Annotated in this window: 22 protein-coding genes; 12 read left to right on the forward strand and 10 right to left on the reverse strand. The window is 66.7% G+C overall.

The window, feature by feature from the left end:
- Window positions 1–4: 4 nt before the first annotated feature.
- Window positions 5–226 carry a hypothetical protein gene (locus CYFUS_RS39265; RefSeq protein WP_095989854.1) on the forward strand — a complete coding sequence of 74 codons (222 nt, stop codon included), beginning with the start codon at window positions 5–7 and terminating at the stop codon, window positions 224–226.
- On the opposite strand, the gene CYFUS_RS39270 is transcribed toward CYFUS_RS39265, so the two are convergent.
- Both CYFUS_RS39270 and CYFUS_RS39275 read right to left on the reverse strand, forming a co-directional pair.
- Entirely contained in the window at window positions 227–1147 is a 921-nt protein-coding gene (locus tag CYFUS_RS39270) for a tetratricopeptide repeat protein (RefSeq protein WP_095989855.1), read from the reverse strand. It lies immediately after the preceding gene.
- Window positions 1148–1162: 15 nt separating this feature from the next.
- A complete protein-coding gene (locus tag CYFUS_RS39275; RefSeq protein ID WP_095989856.1) occupies window positions 1163–2305 on the reverse strand; it encodes a cystathionine gamma-synthase in 1143 nt (380 codons plus the stop codon).
- Between the two features lie 134 nt (window positions 2306–2439).
- On the opposite strand from CYFUS_RS39275, the gene CYFUS_RS39280 reads away from it, so the two are divergent.
- The 3 genes from CYFUS_RS39280 to CYFUS_RS39290 all read left to right on the forward strand — a co-directional run bounded on the left by CYFUS_RS39280 (window position 2440) and on the right by CYFUS_RS39290 (window position 6932).
- Window positions 2440–3417, forward strand: a complete 978-nt coding sequence (locus CYFUS_RS39280; protein ID WP_095989857.1) for a class I SAM-dependent methyltransferase — start codon at window positions 2440–2442, stop codon at window positions 3415–3417.
- Window positions 3418–3571: 154 nt separating this feature from the next.
- The gene (locus tag CYFUS_RS39285; RefSeq protein ID WP_095989858.1) at window positions 3572–4900 is read left to right on the forward strand and encodes a hypothetical protein; all 1329 of its coding nucleotides are present in this window, start codon (window positions 3572–3574) and stop codon (window positions 4898–4900) included.
- A gap of 19 nt (window positions 4901–4919) precedes the next feature.
- A complete protein-coding gene (locus CYFUS_RS39290) occupies window positions 4920–6932 on the forward strand; it encodes a tetratricopeptide repeat protein (RefSeq protein WP_157758918.1) in 2013 nt (670 codons plus the stop codon).
- A 127-nt stretch (window positions 6933–7059) separates the two neighbouring features.
- Here the strand turns inward: CYFUS_RS39290 and CYFUS_RS39295 are convergent, their stop codons facing one another.
- The 3 genes from CYFUS_RS39295 to CYFUS_RS39305 form a co-directional block, all read right to left on the reverse strand.
- Complete coding sequence (locus tag CYFUS_RS39295; RefSeq protein ID WP_095992502.1) at window positions 7060–7845, reverse strand: hypothetical protein; 786 nt, start codon at window positions 7843–7845, stop codon at window positions 7060–7062.
- Window positions 7846–7984: 139 nt separating this feature from the next.
- Window positions 7985–9004 (reverse strand): aldo/keto reductase, encoded by a 1020-nt coding sequence (locus CYFUS_RS39300; RefSeq protein WP_095989860.1) that lies wholly within the window; start codon window positions 9002–9004, stop codon window positions 7985–7987.
- Between the two features lie 78 nt (window positions 9005–9082).
- Window positions 9083–10444, reverse strand: a complete 1362-nt coding sequence (locus CYFUS_RS39305; RefSeq protein WP_157758919.1) for a DUF4403 family protein — start codon at window positions 10442–10444, stop codon at window positions 9083–9085.
- Between the two features lie 467 nt (window positions 10445–10911).
- On the opposite strand from CYFUS_RS39305, the gene CYFUS_RS39310 reads away from it, so the two are divergent.
- Complete coding sequence (locus CYFUS_RS39310) at window positions 10912–12543, forward strand: kelch repeat-containing protein (protein WP_198316297.1); 1632 nt, start codon at window positions 10912–10914, stop codon at window positions 12541–12543.
- Between the two features lie 42 nt (window positions 12544–12585).
- Here the strand turns inward: CYFUS_RS39310 and CYFUS_RS39315 are convergent, their stop codons facing one another.
- Window positions 12586–14616 carry a di-heme oxidoredictase family protein gene (locus CYFUS_RS39315; protein WP_095992503.1) on the reverse strand — a complete coding sequence of 677 codons (2031 nt, stop codon included), beginning with the start codon at window positions 14614–14616 and terminating at the stop codon, window positions 12586–12588.
- A gap of 423 nt (window positions 14617–15039) precedes the next feature.
- Between CYFUS_RS39315 and CYFUS_RS39320 the strand changes: the two genes are divergently transcribed.
- From CYFUS_RS39320 to CYFUS_RS53370, 4 genes are all read left to right on the forward strand, one after another.
- On the forward strand, window positions 15040–16695 hold the full coding sequence (locus CYFUS_RS39320) for a DUF1800 domain-containing protein (RefSeq protein ID WP_095989863.1): 1656 nt from the start codon (window positions 15040–15042) through the stop codon (window positions 16693–16695).
- Window positions 16696–16699: 4 nt separating this feature from the next.
- The gene (locus CYFUS_RS39325; RefSeq protein WP_095989864.1) at window positions 16700–18223 is read left to right on the forward strand and encodes a DUF1501 domain-containing protein; all 1524 of its coding nucleotides are present in this window, start codon (window positions 16700–16702) and stop codon (window positions 18221–18223) included.
- Between the two features lie 194 nt (window positions 18224–18417).
- Entirely contained in the window at window positions 18418–18951 is a 534-nt protein-coding gene (locus CYFUS_RS39330) for a Wall-associated protein precursor (RefSeq protein WP_095989865.1), read from the forward strand.
- Between the two features lie 130 nt (window positions 18952–19081).
- Window positions 19082–19615: an imm11 family protein gene (locus CYFUS_RS53370; protein ID WP_232537073.1), complete on the forward strand. Its 534-nt coding sequence runs from the start codon at window positions 19082–19084 to the stop codon at window positions 19613–19615.
- Between the two features lie 17 nt (window positions 19616–19632).
- On the opposite strand, the gene CYFUS_RS39340 is transcribed toward CYFUS_RS53370, so the two are convergent.
- Window positions 19633–20394: an ABC transporter permease gene (locus tag CYFUS_RS39340; RefSeq protein WP_095989866.1), complete on the reverse strand. Its 762-nt coding sequence runs from the start codon at window positions 20392–20394 to the stop codon at window positions 19633–19635.
- Window positions 20391–21320 (reverse strand): ABC transporter ATP-binding protein, encoded by a 930-nt coding sequence (locus CYFUS_RS39345; protein WP_095989867.1) that lies wholly within the window; start codon window positions 21318–21320, stop codon window positions 20391–20393. The genes CYFUS_RS39340 and CYFUS_RS39345 overlap by 4 nt, the downstream gene beginning before the upstream one ends.
- Before the next feature lie 141 nt (window positions 21321–21461).
- On the opposite strand from CYFUS_RS39345, the gene CYFUS_RS39350 reads away from it, so the two are divergent.
- The 3 genes from CYFUS_RS39350 to CYFUS_RS39360 all read left to right on the forward strand — a co-directional run bounded on the left by CYFUS_RS39350 (window position 21462) and on the right by CYFUS_RS39360 (window position 25151).
- Window positions 21462–21857 (forward strand): BlaI/MecI/CopY family transcriptional regulator, encoded by a 396-nt coding sequence (locus tag CYFUS_RS39350; protein WP_002626988.1) that lies wholly within the window; start codon window positions 21462–21464, stop codon window positions 21855–21857.
- Window positions 21854–23803: a M56 family metallopeptidase gene (locus CYFUS_RS39355; protein WP_095989868.1), complete on the forward strand. Its 1950-nt coding sequence runs from the start codon at window positions 21854–21856 to the stop codon at window positions 23801–23803. Before CYFUS_RS39350 ends, CYFUS_RS39355 begins: the two co-directional genes overlap by 4 nt.
- 115 nt (window positions 23804–23918) lie before the next feature.
- Window positions 23919–25151, forward strand: a complete 1233-nt coding sequence (locus CYFUS_RS39360; RefSeq protein ID WP_095989869.1) for an MFS transporter — start codon at window positions 23919–23921, stop codon at window positions 25149–25151.
- A 5-nt stretch (window positions 25152–25156) separates the two neighbouring features.
- Here CYFUS_RS39360 and CYFUS_RS39365 read toward each other — a convergent pair whose 3' ends face one another.
- Window positions 25157–25669 (reverse strand): DUF1579 domain-containing protein, encoded by a 513-nt coding sequence (locus CYFUS_RS39365; RefSeq protein ID WP_095989870.1) that lies wholly within the window; start codon window positions 25667–25669, stop codon window positions 25157–25159.
- Between the two features lie 11 nt (window positions 25670–25680).
- Window positions 25681–26514 carry a DUF7107 domain-containing protein gene (locus CYFUS_RS39370; protein WP_095989871.1) on the reverse strand — a complete coding sequence of 278 codons (834 nt, stop codon included), beginning with the start codon at window positions 26512–26514 and terminating at the stop codon, window positions 25681–25683.
- Between the last annotated feature and the right edge of the window lie 138 nt (window positions 26515–26652).

The raw sequence follows: 26652 nt of genomic DNA on the forward strand, positions 1-26652 counted from the left end.
CCCCGTGGAGGTGAACGACGAAGCGGTGAAGGACGCGGTGCGGCGGGCCTGTGAGGACGTGGGCCTGCCACCCGCCTACCGCTTCGCCGTGAGTCAGTTGCTGCGCACCCCTCCCGCCGACTGGCCCACGTGCTGCGGCGAGGGGTGTTTTCCCTGCTCCCAGTCCCTGGCGGACGCGGCGGCCCGGGCGCTGGAGCTGCTCGGCCAGCCGCTCCCGGCGCGCTGACTAGGACAGGCGGGACAGCAGCCGCTCCGCCTGCTCCCGGATGCCCTTTGGCCCCCGCGCCTTGGCCCGGAGCGCGTGCTCGCGTGCCTTGGGCACATCACTGTCGGCGAGCGCCAGCGCCATGTTGAGGTTCAGGCTCGGCTCGTCGGGATGGGCCCCGAGCGCCAACCCCAGGAGCTGCACGGCCTGGGCCGAGCCCCCGGGCCGGGACATGAAGAGCACCGCCAGCTCGTTCGCAGGCCCCGGCGCCTGGGGATCGAGCTTCCAGGCCTCCTCCAACCACTTCAGCGCGCCCACCTCGTCGCCCTCCATGCGGCGCATGTTCGCCAGCGCCAGGCGCGCATCGAGGCCCTTCGGGTCCAACGACAGCGAGGCGTCCAACAACCGCTCGGCCTCCTGCGTGTGGCCCATCATCATGTTCGTCAGGCCGTGCAGGTAGGCCGCCTCGGCACTGCGCGGGCTGTGCGTGCGGAACTCGGCGGCCGTGCGCATCGCGCCCTTCGTCTCGCCCAGCAGCAGATAGAGCTTGATGAGCTCGGGGTAGAGCTCCGCCTTGTCCGGCACCCGCTCCAGGGCCTGCTTCATCATCGCCAGGGCCCGGTTGAGCTGGCCCTGATGGACGAGCAGCCGCGCGGCGAGCAGGGGCGCCCGGTAGTCACCCGGGTCCACCTCGGTGGCCTTCAGGAAGTGCCGCAGGGCCTCCTCTCCCTTGCCTAGCGCCTGCCGCGCCATGCCCAGGGAGATGAGGCCCGAGGGCTCCTCGGGTTGCAGCCGCAGCGCGCGCTCGAACGCCGCCGCGGCGTCCTCGAACCGCCCGCGAGTCAGCAGGGCATGCCCGAGGTTGAGCCACGCGAAGGCATCCGCGTCCTTCCTGCCCGCCAGTTCCCGCAGCGCCTCGAGCGCCTTGTCGTCGTTCGCCATGGACAGCCACCTTCCTCACGCCACTTCGAGCGCCTGCTTCAGGTCGTCGATGAGGTCCTGCGCGTCCTCGATGCCCACGGACAGGCGGATGAGCCCATCGGAGATGCCGAGCAGCTCGCGCGTCTCCTTGGGGACGGAGGCGTGCGTCATGATGGCCGGGTGCTCGATGAGCGACTCCACGCCACCGAGCGACTCGGCGCAGGCGAACACCTTGACGGCCTTGAGGAAGCGGCGCGCGGAGTCCAGACCGCCCTTGATGTCGAAGGTCATCATGCCGCCAAAGCCCTTCATCTGCTTGCGGGCGAGCGCGTACTGGGGGTGGCTCTCCAGACCCGGGTAGGTGGCCTTGCCCACCTTGGGGTGCTTGACGAGGAACTCGGCCACCTTGTGGGCGTTCTGCGCGTGGCGCTCCATGCGCACGCCGAGCGTCTTGACGCCGCGCAGCACCAGGAAGCAGTCCATGGGGCCGGGCACGCCACCCACCGCGTTCTGCAGGAAGCCCATGCGCTGGGCGAGCTCGTCATCGCTCGTGCACACGAAGCCGCCCACCACGTCGCTGTGCCCGTTGAGGTACTTCGTGGTGGAGTGCGCCACCACGTCGAAGCCCAGCTCCAGCGGACGCTGGAAGTACGGGGTCATGAAGGTGTTGTCACACACCGAGAGAATCCCGCGCTTCTTCGCCGTCTCGGCGATGCGCGCCAGGTCGATGAGCTTGAGCATGGGGTTGGTGGGCGACTCCACCCACACCATCTTCGTCTTCGGGGTGATGGCGGCCTCGAAGGACTCCGGGCGGGACAGGTCCACGAAGGAGAACTCCAGGCCATGGCGCCGGAACACCTTGTCGAAGATGCGGAAGGTGCCGCCGTACACGTCGTCCGAGACGACGACGTGGTCGCCCGCGTTGAGCAGGTGCATCAACATGGCCGTGCCGGCCAGGCCCGAGGCGAAGGCGAAGCCGTGCTTCGCGCCCTCGAGCGCCGCCAGACACTCCTGGAGCGCCTTGCGGGTGGGGTTCTGGGTCCGGCTGTACTCGTAGCCCTTGTGCTCACCGGGACCATCCTGGACATAAGTGGAGGTCAGGTAGACCGGCGTCATGATGGCACCGGTGGTGGGATCCGGCTCCTGGCCGGCGTGGATGGCGAGGGTGTCGAAGCGCATGACGGCGGACTAGCACACTCCCCATGTCCCCGGGAGGCCGGGCGAACCCGGGACGGTGTGGGTTCGGAACGCTTGCCGGCTGGTGAAGAGTCGGAGAAGAGAGGGAGCAGGCACACGGGAGAGGACACGTCGGGATGACGACAGCGGACCAGGGCGCCAAGGCGGGGGAAGGAATGTTCGCCAACCGCCTGCGCAAGAACGTGCGGCACTTCCGCAAGTGGGCGAAGGCCCGGGGGCTCACCGCCTTCCGCGTCTATGACCGGGACATCCCCGAATACCCCTATGCCGTGGACCTCTACGGCGAGCGGGTGCACCTGGTGGAGTACCCCCGCCGCAAGGCCATCAAGGGAGGGCTGGAGGAGCAGCGCGAGGAGGTGCTGGCGGCGGTGAAGGAGGTGCTGGACGTGCCGGCGGCGTACATCCACGTGAAGACGCACCTGCCCCAGCCGTGGGGCCGCTCGCAGTACGGGCGGGTGGGCGAGAGCGGCGAGCGCTTCGTGGTGGAGGAGCAGGGACTGAAGTTCTGGGTGAACCTGGGGGACTACCTGGACACGGGCCTGTTCATGGACCACCGGCTGACGCGGGCCCGGGTGCGGGAGGAGGCCCGGGGCAAGAGCTTCCTCAACCTGTTCTGCTACACGGGCGCCTTCACCGTGTACGCCGCGGCGGGCGGGGCCACGCGCACCCTGAGCGTGGACCTGTCCAATACCTATCTCGACTGGGCCGAGGACAACCTGGCGCTCAATGGCCTGTCCAATGCGCGCCACACCCTGCTGCGCGGGGATGCGCTCGCCTGGGTGCTGTCCCAGAAAGACAACCCCGAGGAGACGTTCGACCTGGTGGTATGCGATCCGCCCTCCTTCTCCACGTCCAAGCGCATGCAGGGGACCTTCAACGTGCAGAGGGATCACGTGCGCATGTTGGAGGCGCTCGGCGCGCTGATGTCGCCCGGCGGAGTCCTCTACTTCTCCACCAACTTCCTGGGCTTCGAGCTGAAGGACTCCGCCGTGCGCCACTACGCGAAGGTGGAGGAACTCACCCCGGGCTCCATCCCCGAGGACTTCCAGCGCCAGCACATCCACCGCTGCTGGCGCATGGTGGCACCCCGCTGAGCGTCCGTCTGGCAAGCGCCATGAGACGGTCCAACACCTCGCCAGCCCGCGGCGCATCTGTTAGGAGCGCGGGAGTCGGAAGCGCCGGGCAGTTCCGGTGGGCTTCCGCGGCCTGCCCTCCAAAGAACGCTCTTCTCCGACTGGGACAACGCGAATGAAAACCGAAGACCTGGCGTTCCTCCGCTCCTTCTTCCGCGTGGTCACCGACCAACCCATCGAGTTCAAGGCGAGCGATACGAACCGCTACGTGCCGCTCTATGACACGCCGGAGCTGGCCCCGCATGACCCCGTCAAACTGCTGGCGCGGCCCATCCAGTTCGCCCTCGGGCAGAGCGTGCAACTCTTCTCGGGCTTCCGGGGGAGCGGCAAGAGCACCGAGTTGCACCGCCTTCGCAAGTACCTGAGCGAACAAGGCGACTACAAGGTCGTGCTGTGCGACATCGAGGACTACATCAACCTGTCGCAGAGCGTCGACATCATCGACTTCCTCCTGGCGGTGGCTGGCGCCTTTGGAGACGCGCTCCAAAAAGAGGGCTTCCTCCCGGATGATTCCTCGAAGGAAGGCTATTGGGAGCGCTTCACCTACTTCCTCAAGCGCACGGACCTCAAGGTCCCGGAGATGTCGACGGTAGGAATCAAGGTTGCCCTCAAAAGCGACCCTTCGTTCCGGGAGACGCTGCAGAAGCGCATGGCCGGACACCTGGGCGCGCTGGTCGAGGATGTCCGTACCTACGTCACGGGTTGCGTGAAGAAGGTCAAGGAGCGGCATGGCCCCGATACAGAGGTCGTGCTCCTGCTGGACTCGATGGAGCACATTCGCGGGACATCGACCAACGCGACGGCCGTCCAGGACTCGGTGGTGAACCTGTTCACCAGCCACAGCGACAAGCTCCATTTCGATCACCTGCATGTCGTCTACACGATCCCCCCCTACTTGAAGGTGCTGTACCCCAACCTGGGAACGCTCTACTCCCCGGGCGGAGTCCAGGTGCTACCCGCGTTGAAGGTGCGAGACAGCGAGAGAAATATCTTCCAACCGGGGCTCGACTTGTTGGAGCGGCTCATCTCCGCGCGAGGCGACTGGCAGCGACTGTTGGGCCCGGAGCGCGAGACGCTCGATCGGTTGAGCCTCCTGTCTGGCGGACACCTGCGCGACTTCCTGCGGTTGTTCTCTGAGATCATCCGCCGGGCCGATCGGCTGCCGGTGCCGGAAACCACCGTGGATGCGGCCATCGCCCAGGTCCGCACCGAGTTCCTCCCCATCGCCGACGCGGATGCGAAATGGCTCCACTTGATCGCCACCACACATGGGGTCGCGCTCCCCGACATCAAGCTGCTGCATGATCTCGCGCGCTATCTCGATACCCACCTCGCGCTCTACTACCGTAATGGAAACGAGTGGTACGACGTGCATCCACTCGTGCGCGACGTGGTGAAAGCTCAAGCGGAGGAAGCCACCAGGCGCCAGACGCAGTCCCACTGACAGGGAGGCAGGGAACGCCATGAAGCCCGGCACCGAAGCGGACATCGGCCCCGGAGGCGAAGCGGAGTGGCAGAGATTGCGGCGTCAGGTGGAACTGGCCGAGGGGTTCTGGCTGGGCTTCGTCTTTTCGCCTTCTCCGTTGTCATCAGGAGTGCTCCGTCGACGTACAGAGCGACTCCTCCGCGGGCAGACACGCCGGTTGGCATCGCTCCATCCCGAAGCACCCCCGGACCTCCTGAGCGTGCTTCCCACCCTGTTCACCCCAGAACTCGCGGATGCGGGATGTACATGGGTCGAAGCCCTGCACCTCGACCCGAGTGGTGGAGCAGCATGGCCATGGAAGGAGGCGTGGCTGGAACTGGTCTCTCGCATGAACGAGCGGCGTGATGCCTTGCGCAGGCACCTGCACGGAGGTCTCGTACTCGTCGCCTCTCCCGAGATGAAACCCTTCATACGGGACGCGGCTTCGGACCTCTGGTCCATTCGGGCGTTGGTAGTCGAACTTCCCCCCGTGGCGGAAAGGGAACCACGGGAGTCCTACCGGAACCAGGAGATTTTTTCAGCTCGGGCCGAGAGAGAAAAAAGCTCGGAGGCTGAAGCGCTCACGGAGTTCACTCTCGCCGAGTCGGAGCGACTTCTGGCGAAGTCATTCGTCGACGTCATAAACAAGGTGGAGGTTTTGCATTCTCGGGCTGATGCGCTGCTTTCAGCCGGACGAACGGGCGAGGCCGTCGAAGCAGCTCGACAGGCACGGGAGCTGACCCTCAAGAGTACTCAGAGCGAGCCACTCCTACATGCGATGTCGCTCCAAAAACTCGCCCAGGCCGAAAGGGCGCATGGAGATCCGGCCGCAGCCGAAGAGCACTTGGAGCAGGCGGCCAAAGTCCTTGGGAATGGCAACAGCAGTTATCGCATACTGCTGATGGATGAGCTGTCAGACATTGCCATCTCCCGGGGCGATCTCGATTCAGCCCTGACTGCCTACAAAGAATCGCTCGCCCTCACCCGCCAACTCCGCGCCACACAGGGCGATACCCCTGAAATCCTCCGGGCTCTCTCTGTATGCCTCCATAACGTGGGTGACGTTCAGCAGCGTCTCGGCCACCTTCCGTCCGCCAACGTTGCCTATGAGGAATCCCTCGTACTCACCCGCCAACTCCGCGCCACCCTGGGTGATACCCCCGAAACCCTCCGTGCTCTGGCCATTTCCCTCGACAAGGTCGGGACCGTACAACAACGCCTGGGTAACTTTTCAGCTGCCAGCACGGCCTACGAGGAGTCCCTTGCTATCATCCGCCAACTCCGGGCCACCCTGGGCGATACCCCCGAAACCCTCCGCGATCTCTCCGTCTCGCTGAATCATCTGGGTAGCATACAGCGGCGTTTGGGCAACGTTGCATCTGCCAACACCATGTATGAAGAGTCCCTCGTCCTCCGTCACCAGCTTCGCGCCACCCTGGGTGACACGCCTGAGACGCTAGCCGATCTATCCACTGCCCTCGATGGAGTGGGAAGTGCGCAAAGGCACCTGGGTAATTTTTCAACTGCCAGCGCCGCATACGACGAGGCCCTCTCGCTCCGTCGCCAGCTTCGCGCCACCCTGGGTGACACTCCTGAGACGCTGGCCGAGCTATGCATTGCCCTCGATAGAGTAGGAGACTTGCAGAAGCACTTGGGCAATCTTTCAACCGCCAGTGTCGCCTACAACGAGGCCCTCTCGCTCCGCCGCCAGCTTCACGCGGCCTTGGGAGATACACCCGAGGTTCTCCGTGGCCTTGGTATATCCCTCGATAGGTTAGGCTACGTCCAGATGCTTCTAGGCGATCTTACAACGGCAAGCGCATCCTATGAGGAAACCCTCACCCTCGCTCGCAAGCTCCGTGAACTCATGGGAGACATCCCACAAACCATTGAGGATCTCGCAGCATCCCTCAATAATGTCGCGAATATACGTCAAGTCCTTGGTGATAAAAATGGCGCTGCACGCGCTTGGGAAGAAGCTCAAGTGCTTCGCAGCCAGTTAAAGGAATGACCTTCCACGTCCATCAGTCCTGCCGACATATACTCCGTATACGGACGACAGGAGACAAGACAGGAGAAATACATTCACCAGCACTTCCACGATCACTGACGTCTGGAGACTCCCGCTGGGCATCAAATCATGGCTTGGCAGATTGCGGCGGACGGCCCCCGCTCCGGTCCTTCGAAACTGGTGCGTAGCACTTGCCCTGGTACTCCGCCACGACATCCGCGCAGGGCGGCTTCTGAGCGAGTTCCATCCAACACCCGCCATTAATCTCCAGTTCAATGGATTTGGGCTTACAGGGTGCCGTTGCCTGATTGCGGAAGGGCCGCGAGGGCAATGGATAGGAGAGAGTCACTGGGGCCCCTTCGTCCGCATTGATCAAGAATGGGGCATCTGTCTTGGATGACACCTCCAAGGGCGAGTCCGATACCAAGCGTCTTGGGTCCTCTGCGTTGCTCGACAAGAACAGCCAGACGCCCAGACCCAGCACGACCACGGCAAGGGCCACGGCGGACATCGCCGCCCGGAAGCGCCTCGTCCCACGTTCTCGCGCGGCCCGCCGCACCGGGGGCTTCACAGCTCCCTTCAACAGGTGGGCTCGAGCCTGGGGATTGTCCTCCACGCACTGCACCGCGGTGGACATCATCACCAGGATGTCCGCCAGTTCCGTCAGGTCAAGAGCAGCGGGCGAGCGATCCACCATCACGGTGACGGAGGGGGCATTGGGCTGGCAGGAGAACCGCACATCCCAGGGCCCGTCTGGTTTCCATTCCACGCGATCCGATGGAAACAGAAGCAAGGCCGGACGCCCCGTCCCCGCATGCCAAGCCTCGTGGAGACGACCCAGCCCAGGTTCCACCTCTTCGTACCTCTTCCCGAGGTGGAAGGGCCCCTGCCCCTCGTCCTTCTCGTCCGCCATGTGCTGGCCCTCCGTGAATGTGCGCCTCACGTCCACCGGCTCGTGCACCGATGACGTGGGCGCCCACTGGAGCGGACTTGACTCCCCAAGTCAAGTCCTCTGACGGCTCCTGTTGGGTTGAGCGACACCGCCAGCGCCGCTACTTCTGCGCGGGAGAGCGGTTCTGGCCCTGGCGGTCCAACATCCAGCCCGGGTACTCGGCGGGGAGCGCCGAGACGGTCTCCAGCGCGGCGAGCTCCTCGGGCGAGAGCTTCAACTCGGGCGCCGCGAGGTTGTCCTCGAGCTGCTCGGCCGTCTTGGCGCCGATGACGATCGTCGTGACGTGCGGCTGGTGCAGCAGCCACGCCAGCGCCACCCGCGCCACCGAGCTGGAATGCGCCTTGGCGATGCCATCCATCACGTCGATGACGGAGTAGGCCCGCTCCTGGTTCACCGGGGGGAAGTCGAACTGGAGGCGGCGAGCACCCTCGGGCCCCTGGGCTCCCCGGCGGTACTTGCCGCTCAGGAAACCACCCGCCAGCGGGCTCCACACCATCAAGCCCACCTGCTGATCCTTCATCAGGGGCACCAACTCCCGCTCCAGGTCCCTGCCCGCGATGCTGTAGTAGGCCTGCAACGACTCGAAGCGCGCGAGCCCCCGGTGCTCGCTGATGCCCAACGCCTTCATCAACTGCCAGGCCGCGAGGTTGGAGGCCCCGAGGTAGCGCACCTTGCCCTGACGCACGAGGTCATCGAGCGCGCGCAATGTCTCATCAATGGGGGTGACGGCATCGAAACCATGAATCTGGTACAGGTCGATGTAGTCGGTGCCCAGCCGCTTCAAGCTGGCATGCACCGAGTCCATGATGTGTCCACGAGAGAGGCCGACCTCGTTGGCACCGGGACCCATGCGCCCGCGCACCTTGGTGGCAAGGACGACATCCTTGCGCCGCTCCCCCAGCGCCTTGCCGAGGATCTGCTCGGACAGGCCGTTGGAATAGACGTTCGCGGTGTCGAAGAAGTTGATGCCCGTGTCCAGGCAGCGGCCCACCAGCGCATCGGCCTCGGACTGGCCCTGGGTCCCGATGGCCTTGAACCAGCCCTCGCCGCCAAACGTCATCGCTCCGAAACACAGCTCCGACACATACAGGCCCGTGCGGCCCAGCATCCGGTAGTTCATGTGCGTCAACCCCTCCAGGCAATGGGAGGGGCGTGACTTAACGCGTCCCTCCCTCCACCGCAGGGGTTTTCGGGCGCCCTACCCCTTACAGGGCAGGTACAGGCCGAGCTGGGCATCCACCTGCACGTAGATGCGCAGGAAGGAGGGATGCGGGTAGACGCCCGTCACCTCGGAGCGCAGCACCTGGCCGCGCACACAGCCCAGGCTGTCGTCGAAGGACACCTCGGTGGACAGCTTGTCCTTCACCGCCGCGAGCCGCTCGGAGACGTCCACCCGGAGCGCCTGCCGGGCCTGATCGCGGATGGACGCGTAGTCCAGGGCGAACTTGAGCTTCACCAGCTCGCTGGCCGTGCCCGGGGTGATCTCCAGGTCCGGCACGGAGAGCTGGTTGTCGATGACATGGGGGTGTCCCGCGAAGAACAGCTCGCCGCCCACACCCACCGAGTAGTCCCCCACCCGGGCCCTACCCCCGAGGTTCATCCGGATGACCACCGTGTCATCCGAGGGGTAGACCTGGGGCTTCTCCATGTACAGCTCGGGGTTGGATTCGGAGAAGAACAGCCGCCCGTTCATGGAGGACTCGAGCGCCTTGGACAGCTCCTCGTAGCGCGCGGCCACGGGCACCACCACCTTGAAGGGACCCGAAGGCAGGGTGGAGACGTTCTGCAGCAAGGGCATGCGCACGTCGCTGGCCACGACGCCCCCGTCCGCCGGGGTTCCTCCATCTCCGGAGGAAGCGCCAACCACGTAGGTGGCCGGCTGCGCGGAGGCGTCCGGGGTGCCACTCGCGAGCCGGGTGTCCGTCCCGGCGTCGGGGGCCTGGGCGAGGCTGGCCACCGGGGTGCAGGGCAGCGTCACCGAGGGCATCACGACGATGCCGAGGTCCTTCTCGAAACCATCGGCGAGCACCGTGGGCGAGGCCTCCAGGTTGGTCACCTTCAGCTCGGCGCACGCCACCTGATCCCCCACGGGAATCTCGATGGGCCGGGCGAGCCGGGAGAAGGCGTTGGCCACCATCGGGCGCACGTCGAAGCGGAAGTCGTCGAGCGTCTTGCCCACGAGGCTCCGCAGCTTGTCCTCGATGGCCCGGTTGACGGTGTCCACCGGTCCGGAGGCCACCACCTGCACCTCGGTGGACTGCAGGAGCGCCTTGAAGTCGGCCGTCATGACCGGCTCGCCGGCGATGGTGAGGGAGATGGGCATCTGCCGCTCCCCGAGCATGTTGAAGCGCCCGAGGACATTGACGCCCACCACCACGCGGCCGCGATCGAACTTGAGCGTCACCGGCTCGCGCTGCCAGGTGTAGTGGATCTTCTGGCCCGCCAGCAGGTCGGCATCCCCCTCACCCGAGCGGGGCAGGCTCTCGGCCATCTTCCGGATGAGGGCCTCGCGGAAGATGGTGGCGTGGATGACGATGCGCGAGGGCGGAGGATCCGACACCGGCCGGCCCCCATTGGAGGCGGGCGGAGGTGGCTGGAGGCTCTGCGCCTCGAGACGGGGACCCCCACAGGACACGAGGGCAAGGGACGCGAGGAGCGCGGGAACGGGACGAAGGCGCGAACGAAGCATGGGAAGCAAGGGCACGAGAAGTGCGGCCCGCACTATACCCCAACCGGCCGCCCCGGTTCCCAGCGGGACCCGAGGGCGGGCGGCACACGGGTCCCCCCTTCCGGCCTTCACGACGGAAGGGGCAGAATCCCCGCCCCCCTCGTTCCCCCCCGCTTCGCGGGCACCCCACCTTCAACTTTCCGTCTGGAAAGCCTTGGATGAAGCGGACGAAAGCAAGACGTACAGATGCGTCTTGTTTGTCTGAACAAGAAGTGTTTCATTTGTTCAGCCGTCCCCCCGCTGTTCTCCCGGAGAAGGAGCACGAGTCAATGATTCCATCCGTGTTTCACGAGAGACGTTTGTCTGGAATAGCCAACCAGACCCTGGCGACCTGCGCCCTGTTGATCTCCACGGCGTGCGGAGGTGTCACCTCCACCGACAATGGCTTGACGGGTGAGTCCGTGACGCCTTCGTCGGTGAGCACCTCGTCCCGGAACCTGGCGGACGACGGCTGCTCGCCCGACGTGACGCCCCCCGTCGTGACATGCGATGCCTATGGCGGCGTGGTGGAGTGCGGCGGGTACATCGACGAGGTTCCCAACCTGCAGTACTCAGACAACTGCTCCATTCAATACGTCTCGACATCCTACGCCTACAAGATGGTGGGAACCGTCTATACGGGAGCCGGCGTCTGGGACGGATTCAACAGCGCCAGTTGCACGACCGAATGGACGGTGGTCGATACCCTGCCGCCGGACATCTATCTGGAGGGCGGGGATATCACCATTCCCGCGGGCTCACCGTTCACCCCCCAGGAGGCCATTGCCCACGATGCCTGCATGCATGGCGGGCTGGGGTTCAGCTTCGTGACGGCCGAGGGCACGGTCAACACGAACGTTCCGGGCACCTATACGCTCACCTATTCGCTGACGGATCCCTCCGGCAACAAGGGCACCAAGACCCAGCGGGTGCACGTCGTCGCCACGACGCCGATCTCCGTCCCCACCGCCAACACCCTTCAACCGCGGCTGCGGCACACCGCGACCCTGTTGCCCACGGGCCGGGTGCTCGTGCTCGGTGGCTACGGCCGCACCGCGGAGGAGTACGACCCCACCACCAGGATCTGGTCGGCCGTGGGCAACCCCATCGCCACGCACCGCGCCCATACCGCCACCCCCCTGTACAACGGCACGGTGCTCGTCGCCGGAGGGGCCAGAGCCGGCTCCGCCAGCGTCGAGGAGCTGTACGAGCCCCTCCAGGGCGTGTGGTCCCCCACGGGACGGATGAGCACCCTGCGCTATGATCACACCGCCGTGGCGCTGTCCGATGGCAAGGTGCTGGTGGCGGGAGGCGGTACGGGGGAGAGCGCCGGTGGCGTGCTCGCCACGGCCGAGCTGTATGACCCGTCCACGCGCCAGTGGACCCTCACCGGCTCGCTCCTCACCGCTCGCCGCAACCACACCATGACCGTGCTGAGCGATGGCCGGGTGCTGGTCGCGGGGGGCACCGGGGCGGAAGGCCAATCCCTGGCGTCCGCGGAGCTCTACGATCCCTCCACCGGAACCTGGACGAGCGTGGCCGACCTGAGCACGGGCCGCTCCGCCCACACGGCCACCCTGCTGGACAACGGGACGGTGCTGGTGGTGGGCGGCCTGACCGGGGACATGTACCTCGGTGTCACGGCGGAGCTGTTCAATCCCGCCACGTCCACCTGGTCCTCGGCGGGCACGCTGAACTCCCCACGCCGGGAGCACGCGGCCACGCTCGTGCACGGCAAGGTGCTGGTGACCGGTGGGTACCACACGCTGACGGGAATCAGCGCCACCTCCGAGGTCTATGACCCGGCCACGAACACGTGGAACCTCGAGGCGTCACTGAACGTGGCCCGCTACAAGCACTCGGCCACGAAGCTCGACGAGAAGACCGTGCTGCTGGTGGGAGGATACACCCCCCTCGAGTACAGCACGGCGGAACTCTACTCCTTCCCCTGATACGACGAGGGCGGCCCCGACGAGAGGGGCCGCCCTGGTCAACTACAGCGACTCGAGGAAGGCGAACAACGCGTCGCGGTCGGCCTTGGGGAGCGCGGAGAACCGGTCGCGGCTGCCCGTCGCCTCACCGCCGTGCCACAGGATGGCCTCGGACAGCGTGCGGGCGCGGCCGTCGTGCAGGTAGCGCACGTTCTGCGCGCCGCCCTGCACGAACTTCAGCGAACCCAGGCCCCACAGCGGCTGCGTGCGCCACAGGTTCGGGGTGGCCTGGCCCTCGCTGAGCGTGTCCGCCAGCTCCGAACCCATGTCGTGCAGCAGCAGGTCCGTGTACGGGCGGATGGTCTGGTTGCGCAGCTCGGCGAACGGGTGGTTGTTGCTCGTGGTCAGCTGCGCGGTGTGGCACGAGGTGCAACGGGCCTCGGCGAAGACGGCGCTGCCGCGCTGGATGAGCGTCGGGTTCACGTCGTGCTCGGGCGAGACGCGGATGCCCTCGGGGTAGCCGCTGCGCAGGCTGCGCTGGGCCGGCACGCCGATGAGCGACAGGTAGTCCGACATGCGCTGGAGCTCCGTCTCCGACACCGCCGTGGCCGCCGTGGTGGCGCGGCAGTCGGGCGAGCCCTTCTGGCAGCTCACCGACGGGAACACCGGCGAGGTGACACCCATGTCCTTGACGAGCGCGTCACCCACCTGGTGGCGCACGCTCGCCTTGGTGGCCTTCCAGCCGAAGCGGCCGAGGTGCACCTTGCCCGTCTCGGGGTTGTTCACCCAGTGCGGCACACCGCGCACGCCGTCACCGTTGGCGTCATCGGGATCGGCCAGCGCCAGGATGGTGGGCTCGGCCACGGCCTCCAGCAGGCCCATACCGATGACCTGCGGGGCCTGGCGCACGGAGTAGAGCGACGGCACAGGACCCGAGAAGGAGTAGACGGGCCTGGCCAGCTCGACCTGCGTACCATCGGCCAGCGTGCGCACCGTCTTCGTGTAGGACGCCACGCTCACCCCGTAGCTGGGCCCCGAGGCGGAACCCGGCACCTGCTGCACGTTCCAGCCATAGGTGGGATCGGGCAGCACCGTGTCTCCGGCCCCCGCGGCGCCAGTGAGCACCGACAGGGTGGCGAGCCGCGCGCCCGCCGCCGGCGCCGCGCTGCGGCCGTTGGCCGTGTGGCACTCGATGCAGCGCGCCTGGTTGTAGCGGGGGCCGAGCTGCCCCTTGTGCTCGGTGAACACCGGGTTGGAGGTCGGGTGCTCGGAGTGCGTGCCGTCCGCGAACGAGGTGTGGAACAGCCGGCGTCCCTGCACGAAGCTCTTGGTGTTCTTGATGCCGATGTTGTTGGCCATCTGCTGGAACACCCGGTGCGGCTCCTCCGAGTAGTTGTAGGACACGCTGGCCTGGCCACCCAGCAGCGTCTCGTCGGGCAGCGGCTCGGAGTCCAGGTTGGGGGCGATGCCGTACCAGGGGCGCATGCCCTTGCCCACCACGTAGAGCTGCTCGAACGAGTAGTAGCGCTCACCGCCGCCGTCGATGGCCGGGGAGATCAGGCGCGGCGCGGGGGCCAGCTCGATCTTGTCGCCAATCTTCAACGGGCTGTGCGGGGACGTGCGCCAGTTGGAGGTGAACGACATCATGCAATCGCGCGTGCCGGCGTGGCAGATGGGCTGGTTGGCCTCGAGCGGATTGTTGAAGCCGTAGTTGAGCGACCAGCCGAAGTCGCGCACGTTGGGGTTGTTGATGTTGCGGAACAGGCTGAAGGTGGTGCCCCGGAACGTGCCATCGTTGACGTGCAGGTACACCGAGATCTTCTGGCGGCCGGCGGGCACCTCGTCGCGGATCTCCAGACCGAAGGTGCGGTTCTGGAAGTAGAAGGTGGGGAAGGTGAAGTAGCGACCCGGGCCCGTGTCGGGAGCGTCCCACGCCTCGCCGCGCTCACGCGCGTGGCGCTCGGTGGGACGCGCCCCCATGAAGGTCACCAGCGTGCCGTCCGGCTCGGTGTACTGGAGCTGCTCGACGGCCTCGGTGCCAGGCTCGTACAGGGGCGAGTACGCGGCCGTCACACCGGTGCCCGGAGGGGTCATGACGACGGCCGTGTCCGCACCCGCGCCAGCGCCCTCGCCTCCGCAAGCCGTCAGCGAGACGGCCGCGGCAACCGCCGTCAGGGCGGAAGCGGAGAGGGAACCAAACGGCACAGGGGGCGGTGTTTTTGATGTCCTGAGTTTCAAGGGCGCCTCTTTGTCTTGGGTTTGTCCTGGGCGGCGCCTCTTTCTCTACGCTAACACCATCGATGAGGCGATGGATTTCTCATATCAATCCGTGTAAATCTCGCTTTCCCCAACTCTTGAGATTCAAGAGATGAGTCTTCAGCGGGGCCCTGTTGCCGTGACACTGTTTTTACAAATTTTCCCGCCTCACCGTCATTTTTATTCTCCAAGGTATTGATACTTAAGCCGGAATTCCGCATTATGCGGCCTCCGCGCAGCATGTCCCCAGGAGGACATCGGATGATACGTCGCACCGCCCTCGCCCTCGCCCTGTGTGCCACCGGTTGCGCACCAGAGGAGGGCCTCACCGGGGAGAACCCCGTCGACAGCCTCGAGCAGGCCGAGTCGCTCACCGAGCCGTCCGAGGCCAATGCCATCCGGTTCCTCGAGCAGGCCACCTTTGGACCCCGTCTCGCCAATGGAGTGAGCCCGCTGCCCATCGACAGCGTGGAGCACGTGGTGGACGTGGGCATCACCAAGGCCATCTCCGAGCAGCTCTCGGCGCCCCGCTACACGTACGACGGGACGACCACGAGCAAGGATCTCGGCTCCCAGTTCTTCTACAACGCCGTCATGGGCAAGGATCAGCTCCGGCAGCGGGTGGCCTTCGCGCTGAGTCAGATCCTCGTCGTGTCACAGAATGGCATCGCCGACATCCAGGCCACTCCCGAGTCGGAGCCCAAGGTGGCGCTGGCGGGCTATCTCAACCAGCTCTCCGCGAATGCCTTCGGCAACTTCCGCACCCTGCTGGACGCCATCACCCGCGATCCCGCCATGGGCAACTACCTGGACATGGTGAACAACCGGGCGTTCGACACGGCCGGCAAGGCCATCGAGCCGAACGAGAACTACGCCCGGGAGCTGCTCCAGCTCTTCACGCTCGGGCTGCACAAGCTGAACGACGACGGCACCGTGAAGCTCGACGCCAACGGCGTGCCGCTCCCCGCGTACACCGAGGCCCAGGTCCAGGCGTTCTCGCGAGCCCTCTCCGGGTGGACCTTCGCCAGCGCCACGGGCTGCCCCACCAAGGGCCGCAGCAACCCGGCCGATTACACCCAGCCGATGGTGGGCTGCGATGTCAATCACGACTCCTCCGCGCAGACGCTCCTTCGGGGCGTGGTGACGACCACGGGAGCGGGCGCCACGGCGCACCTCAAGGAGGCGCTCGACAACATCTTCGCCGACCCGAACCTGCCTCCATTCATCTGCAAGCAGCTCATCCAACACCTCGTCACCAGCAATCCCAGCCCCGCGTATGTCAGCCGGGTGGTGGCGGTCTTCAAGAACAATGGCAGTGGTGTGCGGGGAGACATGAGCGCGGTGGTCCGGAAGATCCTCGAGGACACCGAGGCGCGCGGGCCCCAGCCGCCCCTGTCGCTCTACGCCACCTTCGGCCGGCTCCGGCCGCCCGCGTTGTTCATCACCTCGACCATCCGGTGGTTGAACGGCACGATGGATCAGACGGCGGACAAGAATCCGGGAGGCAAGCTCAACTCCTGGAGCAAGTCGCTCGGGCAGGATGTGCCCAGGCCGTCCTCGGTCTTCAGCTACTACCCCCCCAACGCCCCCGCTCCTGGCGGCAACGGGCTGCTCGGCCCCGAGTTCGCCATCCTGGACACCGCGACGGCCACCGCGCGCGCCAACTTCGTGCACGACCTGCTCTTCTCGAGCACGGCGGCGACCAATGGCATCGTGCTCGATCTGACCCCACTGCCCGCGGACCCGAGTGACCTGGTGTACTGGCTTGGCCGCTACTGGCTCCATGACGCGGCGTCCTCGAACCTCCAGCTCGCGGTCTACAAAGCCATCACCGATCCCCGCGCCGGCAGCACCCGCCGACAGAAGCTGGCCATCTACCTCACGTCGCTCTCCCCCGAGTTCCAGATCCAGAGGTAATCCCATGACCTCCTCACGACGCCAGTTCCTCCGGGCCACGGGCCTGCTCACCGCCGCCGCCACCCTTCCCCGCTGGTGGGGGGAAGCGCGCGCCGCCACCGCCGCCGGCTACGCGGGCCACCGCGCCGCGGTGTGTGTCTTCCTTCTGGGCGGCAACGACTCCAACAACCTCATCGTTCCCCGACTCGCGACCCCCCATGCGCAGTACCTCGCGGCGCGGCCGAACATCGGCATCAAGCTGGCGGACCTGCTGCCCATCAACCCCGTGGGGACCGCCACCGGCTCCTATGGACTGCACCCCTCGCTCACGAAGCTCCAGGCGCTCTTCGAACAGGAGAAGGCCGCGGTGGTGTGCAACGTGGGGCCGCTCGTGTTGCCCATGAAGAAGACGGACTACACCTCGGGCACGGTGGTACGGCCAGACAACCTGTTCTCCCATTCCGACCAGCAGGATGCCTGGGCGAGCGGCATCGCGAACCCCTCCAGCGTCATCCTCCCCCTGTCGCTCATCGGCAAGGTGACGGGATGGGGCGGCCGGACCGCGGACAAGCTCAGCGGACTGAACCCCGGAGAGTATCCGGAGGTGACCTCGTTCGGCGGTAAGGGGCTCTTCTCCCTGGGCGCCTCACGGCAGCCCATGTCGGTGGCCAGCAATGGCACGCTCGGCTTCCGGGCGACGACCGACGCCGCCTTCGGAGCCCTGCAACAAGAAGCGCTCGCCGAGGTGCTGGCCCTCCACAACGATGTCACCCTGGAGTCCTCCTATGGTGACACCTTCTCCATGGCGCAGACCTTCGCCAACTCGCGCACCACCGCGCGGGAGGCCGCCTGGAACCTGCTCCCGCAGGCCACGCGCGAGGCCATTGATGCCCTGTTCGTCCTGCCCACCGACGGCGGGGGCTGGTCCCTGCCTACCCAGCTCTACCAGGTCCTCCGGGACATCGTGGCGGGAGCGACTCCCGTGGCGAGCGGCGGCCTGGGCCTCAGGCGCCAGATGTTCTCGGTGGGGTTGGGAGGCTTCGATACCCACACCGGGCAGGACTCGGCCCAGCGCTCGTTGTTCAAACAGCTCGACTTCGCGCTCGACGCCTTCTACCGGGCGCTCGTGCTCGTCCAGACGGCCTTCGGTGCCAACGCGCCGCAGGCCACGCTCTTCACGATGAGCGACTTCAGCCGCACCCTCCGGGAGAACTCCGACAAGGGGACGGACCATGGCTGGGGAAGCCATGCCCTCATCCTCGGGGATCGCGTCCTCGGGCGCCGGTTGTATGGGACGTTCCCCAACCTGGACCTGTCCAACAACGCGGTGAACAACCCAGACACCGTCGACTCGAAGGGGCGTTGGATTCCCACGTTGTCCGTGGACCAGTACGCCCACTCCCTCGTGTCGTGGCTGGGTTTGTCGACCACGGCGGAGCGCGACTACGTGTTCCCCAACATGAAGGACTACCTCGCCGCGGCGACCGCCAACGGCTTCCCGACCGCCGCGCGGCAGTCCAAGATCGCGTTCATGATGGCAGACACGTAAGGCCAAGGGGGCCCGCGGGAAGTTTGCCGCGGGCACCATCGGCTGGGGCTCGGGAGCGCCGGAGCCTGGAGCCCATCGCTCACGAGCGCCCGGTGGCGTGCTGGAACACCGGGCCGCCACGAATTGTGAGGCGTCGAGCAGGAACGGGAGGACACCGTCAACCTGACTCAACGCGCGGTGGTAACCTCGGGTGCATGCTCCCACTCATTCTCCTGCTCGTCGTGACACAGCTCCCCTGCGTCCAGGGTGACTCCACCGCTGTGTGTAGATGCAAGCAGGGCAGTGCCAGCGGCTGTGCCGCCCTGGATCCCCGGAAGGCAGCAGAGATCGCACAGGCGATCCATGAGCTGAAAATCGACGAGGAAGCTCGCCAGAAGCAGGCTGCCAGCTCAACCAGCGCAAAAGTCCAGGAGTCCTCCGATGCGCCCGAGCCGCCCGACTGCAAAGGCCAGCAGCATCACGTCATCTCCAAGCCCATCGCCAAGGAACTGGAACTCCACCCTACACTCATGGGCGTTTATGAACCCCGGGACTCACGTTTCGTCACCAAGGCCGTCGACGAAGCAGCACATTGCGGCTACCAGGATTGGCACCGGAAAATCGATGCGGAGGTCATCAACTACTGGCTGCGCACGCACAAGTCCGCGACCGCAAAGGAGTTCGAAACGTTCCTGCGCTCCGTCTACAACCGTCCCGACATGAGGGCGAGGTTCCCCCGTGGGTTCTGAAGGCCACTCCGCACCGCGCTTCTTCGTCCTCGGTCCTGCCCTCGACTCCAACCACGACACCTCTTTCGAGCGGAGTGGAGGAACCATTGGCGATGCCCCACGATGTCCTGACTGCGGCGCGTTCACCGGCATGCGAACGTGGTTGCCCCCACTGCGCGGCGAATTGAAGTTGAACGGCAAGGAGTTCGGGGACTTCGTGGGAGGACCTGGCGGCGGATACCTCGTCACCAATCGCTTCGTAGAGTCCTTCTGCAGGGAAGGCCTGACCGGGCTGTCCGGCTTTCAGCCGGTGGAACTCGTCCGCGTGCGCGGTCGGAGGCGCACCACTGACTCAGCCTCCGCTCCCCGATACTTCTACACCACGCCCGTCTTTGGCGGCGCGGCGGTGGATGAGGCCAGGAGCCGCATTCGGCGCGCATCCCCCATCACCTGTGATGCCTGCCGGGAGACGAATGTGGACACCATCCACGGCTTCACCCTGGAGAAGGAGACCTGGCACGGCGAGGATGTGTTCTACGCCCGCGGCATGCCCGGCAGTCCTGTGGTTTCCGAGCGATTCGTCCACTTCGTGGAGCGGCACCAGTTGACGAACATGCTGCTGACCCCCACTGAGGAGTACACCTGGGATCCCCTGAAGCTGGGACCGCCACGTCCCGTACTGTGAACCCGCTCCGGGCCCGCTCAAGACTTCAGCTTGTACCCCGTCTTGAAGATCCACCACACGCCGCCAAGGCACAGGGAGAGGAACATCAGGGTCATGCCGAGGCTGACCCCGACATTGACGTCGGAAGCTCCGTAGAAGCTCCAGCGGAAGCCGCTGATCAGATACACCACCGGGTTGAACAGGGTGATCCTCTGCCAGAGGGGCGGCAGCATGTGGATGGAGTAAAAGGCGCCACCAAGGAAGGTCAGCGGAGTGACCACGAGCAGCGGGATGATCTGCAGCTTCTCGAAACCGTCCGCCCAGACACCGATGATGAAGCCAAACATGCTGAAGGTGACCGCGGTGAGCACCAGGAAGCCCACCATCCAGAACGGATGCGCGATCTCATAGGGAACGAAGATCCGGGCCGTCGCCAGGATCAGCATGCCCAGCATGATCGATTTGGTGGCCGCCGCCCCCACGTAGCCAATCACCACCTCGACGAAGGACACCGGCGCGGACAGCACCTCGAAGATCGTTCCCGACCACTTCGGCATGTAGATGCCGAACGAGGCATTGGAAATGCTCTCGCTCAACAGCGACAACATGAGCAGGCCCGGAATGATGAAGGCCCCGTAGCTGACCCCGTCGATCTGACCCATGCGCGAGCCGATCGCCGAGCCGAACACCACGAAGTACAGCGAGGTGGACAGCACCGGCGAGGCGATGCTCTGCATCAGCGTGCGGAAGGTGCGTGCCATCTCGAAGCGGTAGATGGCGCGGATCGCATACACGTTCATGACCGGGCCCTCACGAGGCTGACGAAGATGTCCTCCAGCGAGCTCTCACTGGAATGCAGATCCTTGAAGTCGATGCCGTGCTCGCCCAGCCGCCGCAACAGCGTCGCGATGCCGGTCTCCTCCTCCTTCTGCGTGTCGAAGGTATAGACCAGCGTGTTCCCATCCTCGGACAGCTCGAGCGCGAGCCCGGCCAGCGCCTCGGGGATGCGCTCCAGCGGACTGCGCAGCCGCAAGGTGAGCTGCTTCGTGCCGAGCTTGCGCATCAGCACCGCCTTGTCCTCCACCAGGATGAGCTCGCCCTTGTGGATCACCCCGATGCGGTCGGCCATCTTCTCCGCCTCCTCGATGTAGTGCGTGGTCAGGATGATCGTCACCCCGCGCTCGCGCAGGCCCCGCACCATCTCCCACATGTCGTGGCGTAGCTCGACATCGACGCCCGCGGTGGGTTCGTCGAGGAAGAGGATCCGCGGCTCGTGCGACAGCGCCTTGGCGATCAACACCCGGCGCTTCATGCCGCCAGACAGCGTCATGATCCGCGAGTCCTTCTTGTCCCACAGCGACAGGTCGCGAAGCACCTTCTCGACATGGGCCGGGTTGGGAGGCTTGCCGAACAGGCCGCGGCTGAAGTTCACCGTGGCCCAGACGCTCTCGAACGCGTCGGTCGACAGTTCCTGCGGCACCAGCCCGATCTTCGCCCGGGCCGCGCGGAAGTCCGTCACGATGTCATGCCCGTCGGCCAGCACCGTGCCTCCGCTCGGGTTGACGATCCCGCAGATGATGCTGATCAGCGTGGTCTTGCCCGCCCCGTTGGGCCCGAGCAGGGCGAAGATCTCCCCACTCCGGATCTCCAGGTTGATGGACTTGAGCGCCTGGAATCCCGAGGCGTACGTCTTGCTGAGGTTCTTGACGGAAATCACCGGCTGCACGAGACACCCCTCCTACCCACGAACATCCCACGGTAGAGCACCCGCCTGGTGGAGGCCAGAGACCGTCCTCCCTCGAACTACGAAGGGCTTCGTTGACATCTACGAAGATGTTCGTATAAACAGGGGATGGGAGGACGAGCGATGAGTGAACCCAAGCTGCCCCGCCCGACGGACGCGGAGCTGGCCATTCTACAGGTGATGTGGGAGCGCGGCCCGAGCACGGTGCGCGAGGTGCACGAGGCGTTGAACAAGGGCGACGCCAGCACGGGCTACACGACGGTGCTCAAGCTGATGCAGATCATGACGGAGAAGGGGCTCGTCGAGCGGGACGAGTCCCAGCGCGCGCACGTGTACCGCACGCGGGCCTCGCAACAGAAGACCCAGCGCCAGTTGGTGACGGACCTGCTCAATCGCGCGTTTGGCGGCTCGCCCGCGCGGCTGGCCATGCAAGCCCTGTCGACGAAGAAGGCCTCGGCCGAGGAGCTCGCCGAGCTGCGGCAATTGCTGGACACCCTGGAGGAGGAGGAGAAGCCATGAGCACGCTGGTATGGCAGTCCCTGGGCTGGGCGTTGTTGCACCTGTTGTGGCAGGGAACCCTGGTGGCCGTGGCCCTCGCGGTGGCGCTCCAGGTGGTGGATCGCCGCGCGGCCTCGCCGCGCTACCTGCTGGCCTGTGGCGCGCTGGCCCTCATGCTCGTGCTGCCCGTGCTCACCGGCTGGCACCACGTCCTCACCCATCCGCGCACCGGCTCCGCACCGGAAGCCACCGCGCTGGCGGGTCCCTCCGAGCCACGTCCCCTCCCCACGTCCGCTGCCGCCGCGACGAGCCCCCACGCGACAGGCGACACCGGACTCGCCTCGGTGATGGGGCGAGCCCGCTCCGTGGTGGGTGGGAACCTGCACGGGCTGGTGCTGGCCTGGGGGCTGGGGGTGGTGTTGTCCTCGCTCCGGCTGCTGTCCGGGTGGCTGAGGCTGCGCCGACTGGTGCGCGAGGCCGAGCCCGCCCCCGTCGAGTGGCAGGAGGCCCTGGAGCGGCTGGCGCGGCAGCTCGGAATGACGCGGCCGGTGCGGCTGCTGCGCTCGGCGGCGATCGACGTGCCCGCGACCCTGGGCTGGTTGCGGCCGGTGGTGCTGCTGCCCGTGACGGTGCTCACGGGGTTGTCGCCACGCCAGCTCGAGATGGTGCTCGCGCACGAGCTGGCCCACATCCGCCGCCATGACTTCGCGGTGAACCTGGTGCAGACGTTGGTGGAGACGCTCTTCTTCTACCACCCGGCGGTGTGGTGGATGTCGCGCGTCATCCGCGCCGAGCGCGAGAACTGCTGCGATGACATCGCCGTGGGCACCAGTGGCAACGCGGTCTCGTATGCCCGGGCCCTCACGGCGCTGGAGGCCCTGCGCGAGCTGCCCGTGTCGGGTCCGGCGATGTCCGCCCTGGGCGGCTCGCTCACGGCGCGCGTGCGCCGGCTGGTGGGCCGGCCCGCCACGCGGTGCGCGTCGCGCTGGGAGGCGGGCGCCCTGCTGCTCACGCTGATGAGCGGCCTGGCCGTGGCCGCCCCCCTGGTCGCCCTCGCCCTGCCCGCCTCGCCCCCCCTCCAGGCCCACGCGAACCCCCCGATGGAGGTCGCGCTCGCCGTCGCCCCAGCGCCCGCCGCTCCCGCGCAGCCGCCCGCGCCGCTCGCCTCGGGCTCCGTGCCCATTCCCGTTCCCCAGCCGAGCGCTCCCGCCGGGATCGCCGGGAAGCCCGCCCCGAAGGCCCAGGCGAAGGAGCCCCTGCGGCTGGGATTGAAGGGGCCGTTCACGGTGGACCAGCTCGTCGAGCTCAAGACGGCCGGGGTCTCCATGGAGCAGAAGCGGCAATGGGAAGCGCTCGGCTACACGCCCACCGTGGAGGAGCTGGTGCAGCTCGGCCATGCCAACGCGACACCCGAGTACATGAAGGAGATGACGGACGCGCTCGGCGACAAGCCCACGCTCGAGGAGCTGGCCCAGATGCGGTTCCTGGGCGTGAGCGCGCGGAAGGTGAAGGCGCTCGCGGCGGCCGGCCATCGCGCGCTGTCCGTGGACCAGGTGACGCAGGCGGCGGCGCTCGGCATGGACGAGGAGTTCCTCCAGGAGATGCGCGAGGCGGGCCAGGGCTCGCTCACCTTCGACCAGCTCATCCAGTTCCAGGCCCTCGGGGTGAAGGGGCCGTACATCCAAGCCCTCAAGGACATGGGTTACGACAAGCTCTCCGCGGACGAGCTGGGGCAATTCAAGGCACTCGGCGTCTCCCCCGAGTACCTCCGCGAACTGCGTGAGGCGGGATTGGACAAGCTCGACCCGGAGGCCGTGGTGAAGCTGCGCGCCCTCGGCGTGGACGCGAGCGACCTGCGCAAGCTGCGCGACGAGGGCTTGGACAAGCTCTCCGTGGACGAGTTGATCCGCCTGCGCTCCTCTGGCGTGGACGCCGACTTCATCCGGGAGTTGCGCGAGGAGCCGTGACAGGTCGGGAGGCCGCGACGGCGCCAGGGGCCCATGCCTCTGGCGTCGGAGCCTGGTGCTTCGTCAGCCCTCGGGCCGCGAGCATGTCAACAGCAGAGGAGGAAGCGACCCGCGAATGAGCACCCCGTCCACGCCCCAGGAGCCCGGCCTGTATTCCAACCTCTGGAAGCTCCAGGGCATCCGCCTGCTGTTCTGGATGCACTTCTTCTCAGCCGTCCTCGTGCCGTTCTACACGGATTGGGGAGGCCTCTCGCTCGCCCAGGTGCTCTACCTCAACGCCTGGTTCTTCCTGTGCAACTTCCTCTTCGAGGTCCCCACCGGCAGCGTGGCGGACTTCCTCGGACGCAAGGCGTCCCTGGCGCTCGGCAGCGCGGTGGGCATCGGCGCGGCCCTGATCTACGTGTCCCGGCCCTCCTTCCTGGTGTTCATGGCCGCCGAGGTGCTCTTCGCCATCGCCTACACCCTGCACTCCGGTGCCGACGAGGCGCTCGCCTATGACAGCCTCAAGGCGAACGGCCTGGTGGAGCGCGCGCCCCAGGTGCTCGGCCGCATGGAGTCCTTCAAGCTCGGGGGCATCATCACCGCCACCCTCGCCGGAGGCTTCATCGCGAGCACCTTCGGCCTGAGCGCCCCCATGCGCGCCTATGTCATTCCCGCCGCGCTCGCCCTGCTGCTCTCCCTCACCCTGCGCGAGCCCCCCGTCCAGGCGAGCGAGCGCAAGGAGCGCCTCCCCTACACCCGCATCATCACCGAGGGGGGCCGCTACTTCCTCGGCCACAAGGTGGTCCTGCTGCTCGCCGTGGAGCTCGCCCTGACCAATGCCCTCGCCTGGGGCCTCATCTGGTTGTTCCAGCCGCTGCTCGAGCGCGCCGGACTGCCCCTGCGCTTCTTCGGCGTCGTGCACGCCCTGTCCTGCGTCGGGCAGATCCTCTTCCTCGGCAACTCCGCGCGGCTCGAGCGCTGGAGCGGCTCCATGCGCCGGCTGCTGCTCGGAGCCACCGTGCTCGCGGGCCTGAGCTTCCTGCTGCTCGCCAGCACCCGGTGGCTGCCCCTCGTCATCGTGGGGATCATCGTGGGCTTCACCTTCAGCCTGCCGCGCATCCCCCTGTTCAGCGCCTACATCAACCACCACGTGCCCTCGGAGCGGCGCGCCACCGTGCTCTCCTTCGTGTCCATGGTGCGCACGCTGGGGATCGTGGTGATGAACCCCCTCATCGGGCTGCTCGCCGAGTGGTCGCTGTCCGGGACGATGGCCCTGTTGGGGGCGGGACTGCTCGCGCTGGCGGCGGGCTCGCGAATCGAGGAGCGGCACTTGAGCCTCCCCTCCGAGCCCCCCGCCGCGGGTTGAGCCGCTCAGCGCGAGGGAGCGCGCCGCCGGTACTCCGTCTCGACGGCCTTGGTCTCCGGGCCCTGGCCCTCGGGCGGAATGTTGTAGTGGGTGATGAGCAGCCGATCCGGCTCGGGCTGATGGATCTCCGTGCGCCAGCCCCAGGGCGGACCGGAGGGCGCCGCGTAGCTGCCCTGGACGGCGTAGCCCTGGCCGCCCCGGCTTCCCGTGGAGAACATGATGCCAGTGCCGCTGTGGAAGCTGTCGACCCAGGCCATTTCGTAGCGCTCGGGATCGAGGTGATAGCCATAGATGGCCATCCCGGCGAGCGGCTTGCCCTTGAAGGCGCCCTCGTACTCATGCACCACGAAGCGCCCCCCGAGCACGGGACGGATCGTCCCGCGCCAGACGGACTCGTCTTCGAGCGTGTCGGGCTCGAACCACGTCCGCGTCACGCCCTCCCACTCGCCCACGAGCTTCGACAACTGATGATGGAGACCACCCTCCGCCTGGGACTGCTCCAACGATTGTTTCGCCATGGGCGGCGAGCTTACAACTGGCAGGTGCCTTCCACGCACCGCTCGCCCGAGGGGCAATCACAATTGACGGAGCACTCCGCGCCGCTGCCCGGGGAGTCGGAGGGCTGGCAGTAGCCCACCTTACACACGGAGCCCGTGGCGCACGTGGTGGTGGAGGTGCAAGGCACGCGGCAGGAGCCGTCCACGCAGTCCGAACCCGAGGCGCACTGCGAGGCACTGGTGCACGAGGGCTCCGCGCGAGGACGGCACAGTCCGGCCGAGCACTGCTGCGCGGCACCGCAGTCGGAGTCCGCCGAGCAGCCCCGCACACACGCGTTGTTGATGCAGTAGTTGCCCGAGGGGCAGTCCGCGTTGCGCACGCACACGGCCGAGCCCGCGTCGATCGGGGTGCCCGTGCCGCCGTCCGTGGGCGGACGCGGGCAGCCCGAGCCGCCATCCACCGGAGGCAGCCCGCCATCCGTGGGCCTCGTGCCGCCATCCGTGGGCTTCGTGCCCGCGTCGGGACGCGACGTCACCTGGCAGTAGTACCCGTCACAGTAGCCGCCGTTGGGGCAGTCCGCGTTGCGCTTACACGACTGGTTGCACACGCCGTTGACGCACGTGTCGCCGCGCGTGCAGTCCCCCGCCGAGCGACAGGTCTCCGCCTGCGCGTCCAGGTCCTCACATTGGCCCCTCATACAGTACTGGTTGGAGCGACAGTCCGAGTTGTCGTCACATGCGTATTGCCCGGGACGGCCGTAGCCATCGTCGTCGTCGTGGACCAAGACACATCCAGCGAAGAAGCCCACGATGAGGGCGAGCATCGGGGGCAGCAGAGACACCTTCTGGGACGGAACGGTCGACATGGGGCACTCCATCGGGGGGCCGGATCCGGGCGAGTTGGGGCGGATGGCCACCGCTCATCTCGCAATAGGAGCAGAGATTCTACCCGACAGCAGGGCGATTCCGGACGCCCCGCCATCTTCTGAACGCACGCGCTCCCA

Source organism: Cystobacter fuscus, assembly GCF_002305875.1.
Taxonomy (GTDB): domain Bacteria; phylum Myxococcota; class Myxococcia; order Myxococcales; family Myxococcaceae; genus Cystobacter; species Cystobacter fuscus_A.

Excerpts from the sequence above, each read along its gene's own strand:
- CYFUS_RS39270 (WP_095989855.1), bottom strand. The coding sequence starts at position 1,147 with ATGGCGAACGACGACAAGGCGCTCGAGGCGCTGCGGGAACTGGCGGGC.
- CYFUS_RS39275 (WP_095989856.1), bottom strand. The coding sequence starts at position 2,305 with ATGCGCTTCGACACCCTCGCCATCCACGCCGGCCAGGAGCCGGATCCC.
- CYFUS_RS39280 (WP_095989857.1), top strand. The coding sequence starts at position 2,440 with ATGACGACAGCGGACCAGGGCGCCAAGGCGGGGGAAGGAATGTTCGCC.
- CYFUS_RS39285 (WP_095989858.1), top strand. The coding sequence starts at position 3,572 with ATGAAAACCGAAGACCTGGCGTTCCTCCGCTCCTTCTTCCGCGTGGTC.
- CYFUS_RS39290 (WP_157758918.1), top strand. The coding sequence starts at position 4,920 with ATGAAGCCCGGCACCGAAGCGGACATCGGCCCCGGAGGCGAAGCGGAG.
- CYFUS_RS39295 (WP_095992502.1), bottom strand. The coding sequence starts at position 7,845 with ATGGCGGACGAGAAGGACGAGGGGCAGGGGCCCTTCCACCTCGGGAAG.
- CYFUS_RS39300 (WP_095989860.1), bottom strand. The coding sequence starts at position 9,004 with ATGAACTACCGGATGCTGGGCCGCACGGGCCTGTATGTGTCGGAGCTG.
- CYFUS_RS39315 (WP_095992503.1), bottom strand. The coding sequence starts at position 14,616 with ATGACCCCTCCGGGCACCGGTGTGACGGCCGCGTACTCGCCCCTGTAC.
- CYFUS_RS39320 (WP_095989863.1), top strand. The coding sequence starts at position 15,040 with ATGATACGTCGCACCGCCCTCGCCCTCGCCCTGTGTGCCACCGGTTGC.
- CYFUS_RS39325 (WP_095989864.1), top strand. The coding sequence starts at position 16,700 with ATGACCTCCTCACGACGCCAGTTCCTCCGGGCCACGGGCCTGCTCACC.
- CYFUS_RS39330 (WP_095989865.1), top strand. The coding sequence starts at position 18,418 with ATGCTCCCACTCATTCTCCTGCTCGTCGTGACACAGCTCCCCTGCGTC.
- CYFUS_RS53370 (WP_232537073.1), top strand. The coding sequence starts at position 19,082 with ATGCGAACGTGGTTGCCCCCACTGCGCGGCGAATTGAAGTTGAACGGC.
- CYFUS_RS39340 (WP_095989866.1), bottom strand. The coding sequence starts at position 20,394 with ATGAACGTGTATGCGATCCGCGCCATCTACCGCTTCGAGATGGCACGC.
- CYFUS_RS39350 (WP_002626988.1), top strand. The coding sequence starts at position 21,462 with ATGAGTGAACCCAAGCTGCCCCGCCCGACGGACGCGGAGCTGGCCATT.
- CYFUS_RS39355 (WP_095989868.1), top strand. The coding sequence starts at position 21,854 with ATGAGCACGCTGGTATGGCAGTCCCTGGGCTGGGCGTTGTTGCACCTG.
- CYFUS_RS39360 (WP_095989869.1), top strand. The coding sequence starts at position 23,919 with ATGAGCACCCCGTCCACGCCCCAGGAGCCCGGCCTGTATTCCAACCTC.
- CYFUS_RS39365 (WP_095989870.1), bottom strand. The coding sequence starts at position 25,669 with ATGGCGAAACAATCGTTGGAGCAGTCCCAGGCGGAGGGTGGTCTCCAT.
- CYFUS_RS39370 (WP_095989871.1), bottom strand. The coding sequence starts at position 26,514 with ATGTCGACCGTTCCGTCCCAGAAGGTGTCTCTGCTGCCCCCGATGCTC.